Genomic DNA, 13,961 nt, shown 5'->3' with positions numbered 1-13,961 from the left:
GCCTTCCCCCGCATTATGGTCTTGAGAGCGCCTGCTACCAAGAGATGTCGTTGGCCGATCGCTTTTTGCGGCTGAAGGAGATGATGAGATTCGAACGCACGACCATTTGGCCGTTCACCAGCTCCCTGAAATGCATGATAATGTCCTTTATCATCGATATGGGAGAACACGATGATGCGCGTATCGATCTCGAATGAAGATGCTCCGGAACGAGGCAATGTTGCCGTGCAGCGTCATCTCTTTCTTGCCACTTTCCGATCTCACCTCTCACATTCGGAATGAAGGTGAAGGATTCATAATAGTTGATAAACCCCGACCTTCTTCCGTTCGATGGTGTACAGCATGATTAGTGCCGATCTGGGAAAGCAGCGCATGCGAGAGCGTCTGCTCATCCATAAAACCTCCTTGTTCGAAGTCTGGGCCACCCCAGCGGTTCAAGCAGGAGGTCTCTCAAATACCGTGTAGAACTCGTCCAGCCCTCCGCCGCAGGTGGAGGTTTATTATCGAAATAAAAAACCCCGGAAACAAGGTCCGGGAGTTGGGCTGGGAAAAATGCGCGCGGCGGCGAAGAGATCTAAGTCGCGGCTGGCGAAAGAGATGCGAATGTAATCACTGCGCGGCCAAATCAATCGCGAGTTTGGAACCCGGTGGAACAATCCTGACAATGAATTCGAAATCTGCAGGCATGCGATGCTCGTCCGAGCCCAGACAAGCAACGGTCCAATATTCTGGGTCCTCACCAAATATTGTGGACACTTGAACAATCTGCGCTCCTTCCTCCCGATCGTCTTTCCGCGTCGCCCAATAGAAAGCGCTCGGCTTCAATTTCGTCAGTGGGATCATCCCTTGTCTCCCAGATCGAGCAGACCAGCCTGTTGAATATAATAGGACGTTTTGAGATCGTGCAAGTAGGTTGCTCGACGCGCCGGCGTCACGGCCACGTCGTCGGATATCCCACGCCGAAAACAGTCTGACCACGTCCCGCGTGATTAGGCTATAATGCCGACCCTTCCCAGCCTATTACCGATCATTCCGTAGCGGTCATCGCCGGTAAGCCCACTTAGCGCTCGGCGTAATGCGCGATGCCTCTGAGAAATATCTGAAAGCGCTGACGAATCTCCTGCTTCCGCTGGTCTCTTGCTTCGTCGCCCTGTTGTCGCCTTCTGGGCAGCAGCGCTCCAAAGGCGATGTCCATCAGCATGCCGGCGCACAGCACAACATCATTCAGCTCTATGGCACCACGATCACGCTCGGCCTCCAGCCATTCGATTAGGTCTTCACGCGTCCGGAGTATGTTTTGCCCGTAAAGATAGTCCGCCAACTCGGGAAAGAGGACGGACTCTCGCAAGATGAGGTTCAGCAGCGCTTCCCGTTCCTGGTCGCGTCGGCTGTCCAAATCGAGGCGGAACACCTTCACAAGCTTGTCGATCATCGGAAGGCCTTCGTCGGATGGGCGTGGCAGATCGATGAGCAGATGGCGGTTGTTCAACACTACTGCCCCGAACAGCTCGATCTTGCCCGCGAAGTGCTCATAGATGGATCGCTTCGATATGCTCGCTTTGGACGCGACCATCTCGGTGGTCGTCCCCGCAAAGCCGTTTTCTAGAAAAACCGTGTAGGCCGCATCGACAACGAGAGCGCGACGCGCCTCTGGCGCCATCGTTGGCGGGCGACCTCGTTTCTTACGAGTTGGAGGCTGGTCGGTGCCATCGCTCAAGAAGCCTCTCCTCGTTACCCGTCGAACGTTCGCCACAATTATGGTACCTATAAGTACCTATAAATTGCACTGTTGTCCAGACGAAGAGACGGCGCCTGTCATGCATACACTGCCCAAACTCAACGCCCGATACTGGCTTACGCTGGTGCCAGCCAGTACCTTCGGAACCAACACCGGGGATGTTATGTCCGACGGTCTTGGCCTTGGGCATGTGACCGGGCTTCCCTGGATCATCGGCGCTCTGCTTCTAGTATTCATGGCCGAGCATGCGAGCCCCCGCAAAACAGCGCTCTTCTTCTGGGCCGCAATCATCATAATTCGCGCCGGCGCGCCGACCATCGGCGACGCATTCCACGACCACAAGATCGATTTCTCTATATCCGCGGCTGTTGTCCTAGGTTTCTATGTTGTGAGCGTGCTTCTTTATCGAGCCTATTGGCTGCGTTCGGGAGCTACGTCGGTAGGCGTCAACCCGATGTACTGGATTACAATGGTTGGCGGGTGTACTGGGCACGATCGGGGGAGACGCAGTATCATTCAGACTTGGTTTCACGCCGATCGGTACCGCCGTCGTGCTCTTTGCCCTGGTCGCGCTTGCAACGACCCTTTGGAGGCAGGACGGCAAACTAAGCGAGGCAATACCCTACTGGACGACACTAGCCCTTATTCGCACTGGCGGCCAGGCGCGGGCGATGCGCTTGCCCACAAAGTCGACCTGATCCCCAGCACGCTTCTCACGGGAGTGATTTTCGTGGGCATGCTCATCTATTTCTATGTCATCGAAACCGACAACTCGGCCCGCGTGTCCCAAGACGCCCCAGCCTGACATCAAGAGGAGACTCTCATGGCCAATCTATCGAGACGGGATTTTGTTGCAATTGGGACGGCCTTGGCCGGCGCCGCCTCCGTAATAGGTCTCGGAGGCAGGGAGGCCCGCGCAGAGGTTGGAAACGGCTTCGCGGCGGCCGCACCAGACAACTTCGGGAGATCAAATAGCCACAAGGGTCCAGGTCTTCGGAACATTTATGCACTCTGCGAAGTCACCGGCGGTGGCGAACAGGTTTATGGAATTGCGGTTGAATATGACGTCGATATCGATCCAGCCAGTTTAACGACTGACACATACGCTACTGCTGTCTTCCCGGCCGCCGAAGGATTTTTCCCGGGAATGCCGCGGGAACCCGACAAAAACGCTACGACCGCCCCCGCCAAACCAAGGGCGATCGCCACCATCTATACCAATGCAGAGCCGGCGCTGCGTCCTGACCAAAAGAGTGTTGCCGGCCGGTACGTTATCACCGAATTCGAGCATAACCCAGACCTCAGCCTTCCAACCGCAGACAGCGACAAGGTCGCGCTGACACAGGCCAAGAACGTCAGAACAGTGGGCGGGTCGGTCTACGCCGCAACCGGAACTGTATGGACGAATGCCGGCCGGCGCGGAAACAGCGTCGTGATCCGCGGCGTCGACGCCTGGGAGCAGAACCATTGGTGGTGGGACGATACGCGTTCCGCTTGGCTCGAATATAGTATCTATCTGCCGAAGTCGTTCCTGGAAAAAGGCGGCGAGAACAAAGCCTACCCTCTCCTCCTCGCTATCACCCATTCGGGAACGAGCTACGACGGCACATGCGCTCAGACGCTGACTGAACAGTGCATCGCGAGCATATGGACCTTACCGGAGGAGCAAGACAAACATGAATGCGTGGTTATCACGCCGCGCTACGAGCGCACCACGATGAACGACTATTGGGAGCACACTTGCGACGTTGAAAATACGTATCGGCTGGTCGAGTCTCTGCTGAGCAACACATGGAACTACGGCAACCCGAATTTAGACGACCGGAGAGACAAGGTGCTGAAGATCGACCCAAAGAGGGTCTACTGCACCGGATGGTCGATGGGCGCGATGAGTTCCCTCTGGCTGATGGCAAAACATCCAGAGACTTTTGCAGCCGGGCTCATAATCGCTGGCCAGCAGCGACCTAGCGATGTTGTCGCGCTTGCCAAGCAGAAGGTCCTGATTATCACGGGTACCGAGGACAACAAGGCGACACCCTGGAACGAGAAGTGCGTGCCAGTATGGAGAAACGCGGGTGCCAAAGTAACTCGGCCAGCCGAGCAGCTCGATCCAGCACTTATATTCCCAGTCAATAATCAGAAAGTACTGAGCAATCAGATCAACGGTTACCTGAATGAGGACAGCAACATTACATTTCTCACATTCAAGGGTGTCGACCACATGGGTTCCGCGCGGAAGTTTTTCTACATCAACGCTGCTAGAGATTGGCTGTTTAGACAGGTGAAGTCGTAGGCTTCGCGACACAAGGCCGAGCCGAACGCGAAACTCATGCCCGCTGAATAAAAAGTGACCGTTTTCCAGACTCACTTTTAAGATCGCTCATGACCGAGTTGCCCCTGCAACACGGCTCGCCTGGGTCGCCCGGTCGAAGCCCGCCCAACGCCGTGACCCTGCCCAGCCCAAATCTTCCCTTTGGCTAAATGTCGGACCGTATCGAGCCGTGTCTCGCTCTCTTGAAGACGGATCCGCCGGAAGGCCCTGACCGGGCGCTTAAAGTGAAACGGCTATCGCCCATGTGTCCATATTGAGCGGAAACGTATGCGCGTCATTACACGCGGAGGCCACGATTGGACCCATCACTTTCCAGCTATCACCAATGCCGCGCGGAAACTGGATGTCGACACCGCCATTCTCGATGGCGAGGCCATTGTGTTCGATAACAAGGGGTACTCGGACTTTTGGGGCGTTGCAGCGCTCGCTCGTCGGACGCGGCGGCAAGCGAGCCCCGGCGGAAGCGGTCATTTTTGCCTTCGATCCGCTTTATTTCAACGGCCATGATCTCACGGGAATGGAACTTTCCGTCCGCCGGCATCTGCCTGAGGATTCTCTCGATGGCGCCGCAGGCGCAATACAGCTCCGAAGAATTCGAGGCGATGGCGCGGCACTTCTCGCCAAGGCCTGTTCCAGGGTGCTCGAGCGTATGATCGCGAAACACTGGGATCGACCCTATCGCTGCGGGCGAACTGGGGACTGGATAAAGATCAAATGTGTGCAAAGCAAAAGCTTAATGATCGTCGGCTATGAGCAATCAGCCTCCGCCCGCGGGGCATCGGAAGCCTTCTTGTTGCCGGCCACAAGGGACGCGACTGGATCTATGTCGGTGGGTGGGAACCGGCTTCGATGCCAAGGATGCCGCCTACCTCAGGAAGACACTCGACACCCTGAAAACCAGCCGACTTGCCGTGCCGCTCAAGGGAAAGAACCTGGCCTTCGTATGGCCGACCCTCATCGCCGAGTTTCGCGGATCGACGTATGACGGCAACCTGCGTCACGCCTCCTAGCTCGCGGCGGATCTAGAGCATACGATATCATCGCTCGGTTATGCCCTTGTCGGGCTCGCAAGAAGCTTCAATGAAGAGCAGGCCCTCGGCGCAATTGCCGATATAGCTCTGATCGATGTCCATTTGAGCGACGGGAGAAGCGGTCCGATGGTGGCGGACCATCTCGTTCAGGAGTACAACGTTACGGTGATCTTTGCGATCGCGAAGCCGGAGGTGGTCGCTACCAACAAATCAGCCATTGGCGTCATCGAAAAACTCTTGAGCAAAGCCGATGTCGAGCGGGCACTCATCTATCCGTGTGAATTTCGCCCGGGAGAGATCGACCACCACCTAACGGGCTAAAGACTCTCAATCGCTCAAAATAACGACTTCCGGTCGTTTTTTCCCGGGCTCGCATAGCTGGCATGCTTACCGACAATTATTTCTGAGTTCGGTCAACGAACATGGGCGGAATTAAACCTAGCGGCCAAGAGAGGTTCGCGCGGATTGCTTCCGCCTGGTTCATTGGCCAGCCATTTTTGATGAGAGCCGGAACAAACCTCAGCCGCTGGTGTTCGAGCGCGGCAACCAAGGAGGACGCCGCCCGTGTATCATCATGTCAAGAAGCTTATGTATACCGTTCGTGTGGACGAACCGGACCCGAAGTTCGGAAACATGCTGCTGGAGCAGTTTGGAGGGGCAAACGGCGAACTGGCCGCAGCGATGCAGTACTCGATCCAAGGCCTTAACTGCGAAGACGCTGGTCGCAAGGACCTGTTGATGGACATCGGCACCGAGGAGCTCAGCCACCTTGAAATTGTCGGTACGCTCGCAAGAATGCACCTCAAGCCACTGAAGTCAGTGCGCGAAGAAGCCGAGGCCGATCCTCTGATCGCTATCGCTGGAGGTGGTGGCGTGAACCTGTTTAACTCGATGGGTAATCCGTGGACAGCCGATTATCTGAAGATCACAGGCGAACTCGATGTCGACCTCCGAAGCAATATTGCCGCGGAAGCGCGCGCCAAGATCGTTTACGAGCGCCTGATCGATTTTTGTCGCGATCCCGGAACGAAGGACGCTCTTCAATTCTTGATGACCAGGGAAATCACTCACATGCGGGCATTCCAGCTTGCGCTCGAAAGCATGGGAAAGCCGCCGCTCAGCGTCGGCAGGATTGCGCCCACGGCCGGGCTGGTTGATCAGTTCTTCAACGATTCGACCGGGGAAGGCGATCTTGGCGAGGTAGACACGCGCGGCCCCTGGAACGAGGGCGAGCCGTGGAAGTTTGTCGAAGCTCCGGCCTTTCAAGACTTGAGAGGCGCCCCGGACAAAGCCACGAAGATCGCGGCCCGCAGCGCCCCGCCAGAAGCATCAGAGGCGATTGAAGCCGTGCTTCTCGATGAACTACGAGATCTCTTGCATGCGGAGAAGCAGTTGGTGAAGGCGCTTCCCAAAATGCAGAAGAGTGCACGCTCAGTACAGCTGCAGACTCTGTTGGAAAAACATCTGGCCGAGACCGAAACTCAGGTGGAGCGCCTGAACGAATGTCTGCGCATCCTGGGATCATCCGCAAGGGCGAAGCCCTGCAAGGGGATGATGGGATTAGTGGAAGAGGGTGAGGAAGTGATGTCGGAGGGAAAAAAGAAGGACGACGCGCCGGCGGATCTTGCGCTTATTGGCGCCGCCCTGCGCGTCGAGCACTACGAGATCGCCGCCTATACCGCGGCCCGCAACCTCGCCCTTCAGCTCGCTCAGCCGCGCATTGCCCAATTGTTAACGTTATCACTGGGAGAGGAACAAAATGCCGGCCAACTACTTGACCAGGTCGCGCAGCCACTGATGTCGGCGGCAAGAATGCCGGCCAATATTCGATAGGATGGGCTCGATCATCGGCGGAGTGATTCCGTCGATGATCGCTTTCAACGTCCAGGTTGAGAAAAGCAACAGATCACACCGGTTGACGCGCGTTCGTCTTTCCGTCGGCGACTTCTTCGATACAGTCAGCTTCTTCGGCCAGCGTTTTGCTCATCCTCCGCAAGGATTCTTCGTCAAGCTTCTCAATGCCTACGAATTTGTTATGGGCCTGTGACGTCAAGATCAACTCATCGAGCTTAGCTTGAAGTGCCTTTCCGTCGCGGTTTTGCGAGTTCTGGAGAACAAAGACCATCAGGAAAGTGATGATGGTCGTTCCAGTGTTAATCACCAACTGCCACGTCTCCGAATAGTTAAAAATCGGGCCAGTAATTGCCCAAGCCAGAACAAGTATTACGGCGAGCACGAAAGTTGCTGGACGACCAGACCAGTCGGCAATCGTTGTCGCGAATTGGGAAAAGAAATTCGATGCAGTGCTTTTGCTCATATTGGCCTCGCGTTATCCGGCAAGCAATAACGCGAATGACATCACGTACGTTCCAATGGCCGACCAAAATACACATATCCGATCGGTGGCGATGGGCCGCGGGGAGAGCCAAATCATTGTCGTTACCAATGAATGTGCCTCCTAATAACTTCGCTATGCGTCGCTTCCCCTATATTTTCGAGACTCTGAGCTTCGACGTGGTTGAAGCTTTTCGTTTCGTTGCGCAAGCGAAGTAAAGTATCGCGAGTGATTGTCAGCCGCGGATGTTCAAGCTACTCTATCAAGAGTTGATCCAGACTCGCACAGGCGAGCATTAGCCGATCCTCTAGTCATATTGCTCCCCGTGACCAATCTGCTCGCGTGCGATATCGCTGATGGCCGGATCTTCGGCGGGATCTGGATCGGCGGCATTTGCTTTTTCGAGGAACCTTCCTGCTTCGAGGATCGCGACAACGATTTCGCGCGTGCTCCAGCCCGCTTCATTCGCCGATGCAACCAGACTGTCCAAAGCATCGCGCACGACGGACCGCGCTTCCTTGGCGCGGTCAGCCTCTGTGTTGGCGGTTGGTGACGGAAACACAGGATTCGCAGCGCCATGACTGACCACAGGTTTCAGCTCTTCATGATCGCCGGCACCTGTCTCGCCATCCGAGGGGGAGACCACGACATCAAGACCCTCCGAAAGTTTGGTCGCTTGGCTGGCGTTCATGATGCCCATCGGCACCGCTTCGCCCTCGTCGGTCCTCACCTTCACTTCAACGATCTTCTTTTTCTCAGTCATGGCAGTCTCCTTCAAAGGGAAACTTCTCGTGCCGTCGTCGGTTCCAACGAGCGGGAATCGGATCGGGGCTCACAAAGCGACGATTATCGATCCTCCAGCGGAACCTCAAAGCGACCGAACAACCTCCACAAGGTGTTTCATGTCCGTGGTTTCCCGAGATTGAGCACCTTGGCGAAGATATCATGCCGGGCAAGTTCGGCCGCATCGCTCGCGCTGGCGAGGACGAACGGCACGCCTCAGGACTTTAAAAGGAGAGCGACGGGCGTAACCTTCTCGCCATTGAGAGTGACATCCGGCACGGCGGCATCCGGACGTTGGCTCTTCAACAGTTCAAACGCCTGGTGCACGGAGCTCGCCGGCCCCAAGACCTCAAATCCCTCTTTGGTCAAGACGCTTTCCCGCTCTATCGCGATGAAAAACTCGTCTTCGACTACGAGAACGATCCTGCGCATGACCTCGCCATTTTCAGGTTCGCTCACAAGCGTGTCCAGGGGAGATTGATAATTGCTGTCAAACCTTTTGGATCGAAGTTAAGTTCCGCGGTTCCACCAAGATGCCGGCAGGTACCTTCGATCAATTCGGTGTCGTACCCTTTTCTCTTCGGCGGCGGGACCCCAGGGCCACCCGCTTCACGCCACCGGCATAAGAAATCCGAGCGGTCCCCAGCCCCTCCTCCAACGACCATTGAACCTGCAACTCACCGTCCGGAGCGGATGATGCGCCATATTTCAACGCATTCGTTGCCAGCTCGTGGAACATCATGCTGTGCGGTATAATAGATTCACGCGCACGGGGAGCGGTGGGGCCACAGCGCGTTCATGTACGCAGTTCCCATGAGTCTGAATGAAGCGGCGGAAGCAGGTTTAAGCTAACTTTTGCCGCTTTTTCGACTGCTTGGCGGGTTCCACGACGGGCTGCGCCAGGCGGAGCGCACGGAGTTTTTCCGTCTTTTTCTCGCGGCTAGCGGTTTCAGCAGCGGTAATTTCCCTCGCCGCTAAATCGGTCGCGGATATCTTATCCTGAGGCGAAACCCTTGCCTGCTTGAAAAGCTTCTCTTTCGTCACGGTCATGACATCTCCTAACGAGGGATGGCGAAAAGAATCGGTTAGCGTGAACTTGCGACCGCTTTCTTTTTGCGGACGGAAAGCAACCCCTCACGCTGGGCTTGCTTGCGGGCGAGCTTGCGGCTCCGGCGGATCGCCTCGGATTTCTCGCGGGCGCGTTTTTCTGACGGCTTTTCATAGGCGCGGCGCGCTCTCATTTCCCGAAACAGGCCCTCGCGCTGCATCTTCTTCTTCAAAATGCGAAGCGCCTGATCGACATTGTTGTCCCTTACATCTACTAGCAAGATTGCTCCTTCGATTAGTTTTTCTTGATACGAATTGCGTGTGAATTGAGCCAGTTGGACGGCTTTCCTTCTCGCGGGGAACTTTTCTCCAGCAGCGAGGGTGGCGATGCGACAACATCAATGTCGATTTGGAGGATCCGCCGTTCGAAATTCTCGAATTCAAACTGCACGCGATATTGCACACTGCCCTGGGAGTCGGGCAAACGACAGACAATTCGACCGCGCCCCGATGGGCCGGAAGCTCCAAGAACACCGTGTTTCAACAGGATGGTGTCGCCGATCCGGTATTGCCGGTTTTTCATGTCCCGCTCCGTGAAAAAATAAAAGGCCGGGCGTTACCCCGACCTCTCAGCACCATTCACCCCAGCTGCCAGTACATCCGTGGTCAGCAAGAGAGAATGACAATATCAAGCAGCCTGAAGATTGTCGGCCGAACTCTTGCCCGACCTTCGGTCCTGCACGATGTCGTAGCGGATCTTCTGACCATCATTCAGGGAATTCATTCCAGCACGTTCAACGGCGGAAATATGCACGAAAACATCCGTGCTGCCATTATCGGGTTGAATAAAGCCGAAGCCTTTTGCGGAATTGAACCACTTAACGGTGCCAGTGTTCATAACGATTTCCTTTCGAAGCAATCGTTGTTGTTCCCGCGATACCTTGCGGGATGAGATCGATTAGTTGAGAGGGAATCCGAGGAAGAGCACGAGGCTCTTGAGCGACGTCACAAGCAATGGTCGATGGAGGTAACATAGGCTCTATTTCCGATATGACAAGTCATGGCGGAAAATATAATCAGGAAGCAGGCAAATGACTTCCGCAGATGAGGCGTCTGCACAGACTATTCCGACAGTTTCGCCGTGATCGATGAACGCGAAGACCAATTCGGCCGTTGCCATCTTTCACGAAAATGCGATGGGGCCAACGACAAGACGATATGCCCTCCGCCAGGAGCCGGACTTCTCCTGGACCGTCTAGGATGTGTTTACCGGCAAAACCGCCAAGCCCACGACTTGGGAGCTCGACAACTTGCCGGAGAGAGGAGGCGCGCATCTTCTGTGCTATTCTCAACGAAAATGATGCAGCGCGCCGCATTATCAACGGTCGGACGTAAGATCGCTGATCAGTTCGGCACGCCTGGATAGATCTTTCGCGGCATCTAAATGAAAGCCGCATACGAGCCGACCCAGCTAGCTCCGGTTCTGGCATTGTCACAGGCGGAGATAAAAGACTCGCGAGCAATTTCAGGAGCGGAGCGATAGCGAAGGGCGATTTGGCAGGAATATGCCGCGTGCCAATAACGTTGGCCCGAATGTCGCTCAAACCCATTCTGCAGATACCGCAGCGCCCCTCTTGGACCGTTTATGGCCTGGTACAAAAGCCATCCCAGTGAATGAGAACTGGCATCTCCCAAATAAGTGAAAATCCCATATTGATGACGGCGCCCACCGGCTTCCCTCGGCATCGCGGAGAAAACCTCTGCGGTGCCTGCGAATACCATGAATCATGATGAAGAATCTCAAGGAATTCTCTGACATCTCAAGGTCCGACCGTTCAAGCTGGCGAACATGTCCTATTGCCGTGCCTTTTGACCATTAAGATAACCATGCTCGAAGACCTTGGTGCGCGTGCTTCCTTCCGGATAGAGGTTCTCTTCATCGTCCATGTCGCGCATGCCTGCGTCGTCTCCACGCTCACAAGTCTTTCTGACTACCTCTGCGGAGGCTTCCAAATCCGAAAATCCAGTTACTCCCCGCCCGATGCGAATACGGTCGCGCGGGCGTCAAGCTGAGGCCAGCCGGAGGCATGAGAATTTGATTGCGCATCACCTTTTCTCCTCAGGTTAAGCCGGCAGGCAGGCGATGTTTCGGCTCGCTCCTAGGCTGGTTGAGCGTCGACATCGCCGGAGGTCGGCGGCAAGAAGGCTATGGCTGATGCCGTATCAGACAAGGGGGCGCCTCGGCGGGCACGCCGTTGCGAAGGGCGACGGCATACTCTATGGTGTTAAGGAGATCGGAAGCAAAGACAGGCTTCACAAGCACCCCGATGGCGTGAGGATCGGCGGCGACGATTTCCGGATTGGCTGTTGCGAATATAACGGTGACACCGTGCACCTGAGCAAGATCTGCTGCCAGTAACGGACCTGTCTTACCATCGCTGAGATGAACATCGACAAGGGCGATATCGACGTTGGCTCCCATCCGGGACGCATCCTCTCGATTGCCGACCGGCCCCGCAACGTCATAGCCGGACGAGCGCAGGACATATTCCATATCAATGGCGATCAGGGCTTCATCTTCAACCACAAGAATTCGCATGGAGGTCCCGAAGAGGCTCTTGTGCACCTTGCTGGACATCATTGGTCCGGCAGGCGGCGGCGCTTTTAGGCATTACAACATCTCATCAATAGAAAGGTTCCGGATGCCAGGCTATGAGGGTTGCGCATTCTAAATGGACAATCGCCATGTCCAGCGGGAGACTCTACCGCGCGCCCGCTGGAGACATCATCAATGTTGAAACTTCTGGGCCCGGTAGTCATTATACAGTGGAAATAATCATGCGGTTCCTCCGATCGATCCAAGGAGTCGAAACGCGGTCAATCGGAGAGACGGAAAGGTGAATTGATTCTCGCAATCTGCGACAGCGCAAGAGAAGGAGAAGCAATTGTCACAGGAACGCAAAGATGTTCATTCGGCCGCCCTGTCCCTATCGGCTGACGCTTGGCTTGCCGCCATCGTCGAAAGCTCCGAGGACGCCATCATCAGCAAATCCGTCGACGGCGTAATCACGAGTTGGAATAAGAGCGCCGAGCGGTTGTTCGGTTTTCTCGCCGCCGACGCAATCGGACAGCCCATCACCATTATCGTGCCACCCGATCGACTGAACGAGGAAGCGGCCATCATCGCCTCAATTCGGGCTGGCAAGCGGATTGAGCATTATGAAACGGTGAGGCGCCGCAAAGATGGTACCCTTGTTGAGATTTCACTGACGATTTCACCCGTCCGTGACAAGGATGGCGTAATTGTCGGCGCTTCCAAGATTGTCCGGGACATCTCGGAGCGAAAGCGGTTGATTGAGAGGCAAGATCTTCTGTTGCGCGAGATGAGCCACCGGGTGAAGAACCTCTTCGCCATCATGCATTCGCTCGTGTCCCTGAGCGAACGAACAACCACGAACGCTGGCGACCTTGCCGGTGACCTACGCGCGCGTATCAGAGCACTGTCCGTCGCCCACGACCTCGTTTTGGGCAAGGGCGGCGGCGTGGCACACTCCAGCGGTTCGGCCAGCCTCTTTGCGCTCATTCAAGCCATTTTCGCAGCCCACCTGGACTCGGAGAGCGTACGCATCACTGCCAAAGGCAACGACATTGAGGTCGGTGCGGTTGCACTGACGTCGATCGCCTTGGTTCTTCACGAATTGGTCACGAACTCGATAAAGTACGGCGCGCTATCGTCACCGGAAGGCCAAGTCAATGTCGAGGTCCGGGACGAAGATGGCCTCGACTTGAATTGGGTGGAAACCGGCGGCCCCCCTGTTCAGGCGCCGACCGGCACAACTGGTTTTGGCTCGCAATTGGAAAGTGTCGCAGTGGAAGCCCTCAAGGGCTCGATTACACGAGATTGGATGTCGGACGGCTTGCGCATCCGCTTGAGGATCCCGCAAGAGTCGCTTGGTTGAGGACCGCGTCGGAATATGATCCCGCCGCTTTTGACGAGGCCCCTAGCTCAATCGAGCCGGGTCGTCGTCGCCGAGTTCCGGCCAGTCAACATTCAAGCTAACCGTGCGAAGGGCGATTAGGAATTTCGACGATGATGCGCAGCCCATCGGAACGCCATTCTCGGTGGATCGATCCCTTCAATGACGCGATTGTCATGCGTTCAAGCTCCGATCCGAAGCCCGCCGAGCCTTCGGGAAACCCGCGCCGGTGGTCCAACGACCTCTGTCCACGTCAGCACGACACTATCGTTGTATGTAACCTCAATTTCGACGCGCCCCCGGTTTACCGAAAGTGAACCATATTTTATCGCGTTCGTAGCGAACTCGTGCAGAAGCAGGGCAAACGACGTCAGCATCGCGTTGTTCACGCGACCGTCCTGTCCTTTAACCACTATACGAGCGCCATCTTTGTCCTGATGAGCCGACAAGATCGCGTACTTCAGACCAAAAAGACTTGTTGAAGCATCCTCACCAGAGCCGCCTTCGGATTCTTTCAACACAAAGTTCTGAGCGGCGGCCCATGCCGCGACCCGCGCGCGCAATCGTCGGCGAGAGATGAACCTGCCGTTTCGGCGGACCGTTCGCTGACGGAAATCAACGCACTGACGTGCCTTTTGACCATCGAGATAGCCATGCTCAAAAGCTCCAGCACGAGGTGCGGCAATAGCTTATGCTCTTGATCAGATAAACGGGCGAC

General features: G+C 55.8%; 17 protein-coding genes and 1 pseudogene. 6 read left to right on the top strand and 12 right to left on the bottom strand.

What is annotated here, in order from left to right; genetic code table 11:
• Positions 1–609 precede the first annotated feature (609 nt).
• Together GDN47_RS23465 and GDN47_RS23460 are read right to left on the bottom strand one after the other, a co-directional pair.
• The gene (locus GDN47_RS23465) at positions 610–843 is read right to left on the bottom strand and encodes a hypothetical protein (RefSeq protein ID WP_113352235.1); all 234 of its coding nucleotides are present in this window, start codon (positions 841–843) and stop codon (positions 610–612) included.
• Between the two features lie 217 nt (positions 844–1,060).
• Positions 1,061–1,717 (bottom strand): TetR/AcrR family transcriptional regulator, encoded by a 657-nt coding sequence (locus GDN47_RS23460; RefSeq protein ID WP_145322882.1) that lies wholly within the window; start codon positions 1,715–1,717, stop codon positions 1,061–1,063.
• A gap of 100 nt (positions 1,718–1,817) precedes the next feature.
• Between GDN47_RS23460 and GDN47_RS23455 the strand changes: the two genes are divergently transcribed.
• From GDN47_RS23455 to GDN47_RS23435, 5 genes and pseudogenes are all read left to right on the top strand, one after another.
• Positions 1,818–2,543, top strand: coding sequence for a hypothetical protein (locus tag GDN47_RS23455; RefSeq protein ID WP_162748806.1), 726 nt, complete (start codon positions 1,818–1,820; stop codon positions 2,541–2,543).
• 18 nt (positions 2,544–2,561) lie between these two features.
• On the top strand, positions 2,562–4,031 hold the full coding sequence (locus tag GDN47_RS23450) for a prolyl oligopeptidase family serine peptidase (protein ID WP_152094351.1): 1,470 nt from the start codon (positions 2,562–2,564) through the stop codon (positions 4,029–4,031).
• Positions 4,032–4,113: 82 nt separating this feature from the next.
• Positions 4,114–5,080: pseudogene (locus tag GDN47_RS23445) on the top strand (ATP-dependent DNA ligase).
• Between the two features lie 147 nt (positions 5,081–5,227).
• Positions 5,228–5,422 (top strand): hypothetical protein, encoded by a 195-nt coding sequence (locus tag GDN47_RS23440; protein ID WP_113352239.1) that lies wholly within the window; start codon positions 5,228–5,230, stop codon positions 5,420–5,422.
• A 243-nt stretch (positions 5,423–5,665) separates the two neighbouring features.
• On the top strand, positions 5,666–6,934 hold the full coding sequence (locus GDN47_RS23435) for a DUF892 family protein (protein ID WP_113352240.1): 1,269 nt from the start codon (positions 5,666–5,668) through the stop codon (positions 6,932–6,934).
• Between the two features lie 73 nt (positions 6,935–7,007).
• Here GDN47_RS23435 and GDN47_RS23430 read toward each other — a convergent pair whose 3' ends face one another.
• The 9 genes from GDN47_RS23430 to GDN47_RS23385 all read right to left on the bottom strand — a co-directional run bounded on the left by GDN47_RS23430 (position 7,008) and on the right by GDN47_RS23385 (position 11,904).
• Positions 7,008–7,418, bottom strand: coding sequence for a low affinity iron permease family protein (locus tag GDN47_RS23430; RefSeq protein WP_113352241.1), 411 nt, complete (start codon positions 7,416–7,418; stop codon positions 7,008–7,010).
• A 325-nt stretch (positions 7,419–7,743) separates the two neighbouring features.
• Positions 7,744–8,214 carry a hypothetical protein gene (locus tag GDN47_RS32775; RefSeq protein WP_371865529.1) on the bottom strand — a complete coding sequence of 157 codons (471 nt, stop codon included), beginning with the start codon at positions 8,212–8,214 and terminating at the stop codon, positions 7,744–7,746.
• A gap of 221 nt (positions 8,215–8,435) precedes the next feature.
• On the bottom strand, positions 8,436–8,678 hold the full coding sequence (locus GDN47_RS32700; protein WP_308936554.1) for a response regulator: 243 nt from the start codon (positions 8,676–8,678) through the stop codon (positions 8,436–8,438).
• Positions 8,679–9,062: 384 nt separating this feature from the next.
• The gene (locus GDN47_RS23410) at positions 9,063–9,269 is read right to left on the bottom strand and encodes a hypothetical protein (protein WP_113396157.1); all 207 of its coding nucleotides are present in this window, start codon (positions 9,267–9,269) and stop codon (positions 9,063–9,065) included.
• 35 nt (positions 9,270–9,304) lie between these two features.
• Complete coding sequence (gene rpsU / locus GDN47_RS23405; RefSeq protein WP_113420298.1) at positions 9,305–9,547, bottom strand: 30S ribosomal protein S21; 243 nt, start codon at positions 9,545–9,547, stop codon at positions 9,305–9,307.
• Positions 9,548–9,561: 14 nt separating this feature from the next.
• Complete coding sequence (locus tag GDN47_RS23400) at positions 9,562–9,849, bottom strand: cold-shock protein (RefSeq protein WP_113396159.1); 288 nt, start codon at positions 9,847–9,849, stop codon at positions 9,562–9,564.
• 105 nt (positions 9,850–9,954) lie between these two features.
• Positions 9,955–10,164 (bottom strand): cold-shock protein, encoded by a 210-nt coding sequence (locus GDN47_RS23395; protein ID WP_069614189.1) that lies wholly within the window; start codon positions 10,162–10,164, stop codon positions 9,955–9,957.
• 542 nt (positions 10,165–10,706) lie between these two features.
• A complete protein-coding gene (locus tag GDN47_RS32770; RefSeq protein ID WP_371865531.1) occupies positions 10,707–11,012 on the bottom strand; it encodes a DUF982 domain-containing protein in 306 nt (101 codons plus the stop codon).
• A gap of 460 nt (positions 11,013–11,472) precedes the next feature.
• A complete protein-coding gene (locus GDN47_RS23385) occupies positions 11,473–11,904 on the bottom strand; it encodes a response regulator (RefSeq protein ID WP_162759609.1) in 432 nt (143 codons plus the stop codon).
• Positions 11,905–12,211: 307 nt separating this feature from the next.
• Between GDN47_RS23385 and GDN47_RS23380 the strand changes: the two genes are divergently transcribed.
• The gene (locus GDN47_RS23380; protein WP_113420301.1) at positions 12,212–13,225 is read left to right on the top strand and encodes a PAS domain S-box protein; all 1,014 of its coding nucleotides are present in this window, start codon (positions 12,212–12,214) and stop codon (positions 13,223–13,225) included.
• Positions 13,226–13,425: 200 nt separating this feature from the next.
• Here GDN47_RS23380 and GDN47_RS23375 read toward each other — a convergent pair whose 3' ends face one another.
• Entirely contained in the window at positions 13,426–13,761 is a 336-nt protein-coding gene (locus tag GDN47_RS23375; protein ID WP_145322876.1) for a hypothetical protein, read from the bottom strand.
• Between the last annotated feature and the right edge of the window lie 200 nt (positions 13,762–13,961).

It is taken from the genome of Martinezella dioscoreae, from assembly GCF_009176305.1.
In the GTDB taxonomy this organism is placed as follows: Bacteria; Pseudomonadota; Alphaproteobacteria; order Rhizobiales; family Rhizobiaceae; genus Rhizobium; species Rhizobium dioscoreae.
Note: the sequence above shows the minus strand (reverse complement) of the source record. Positions and strands in the feature narration are given on the sequence as shown.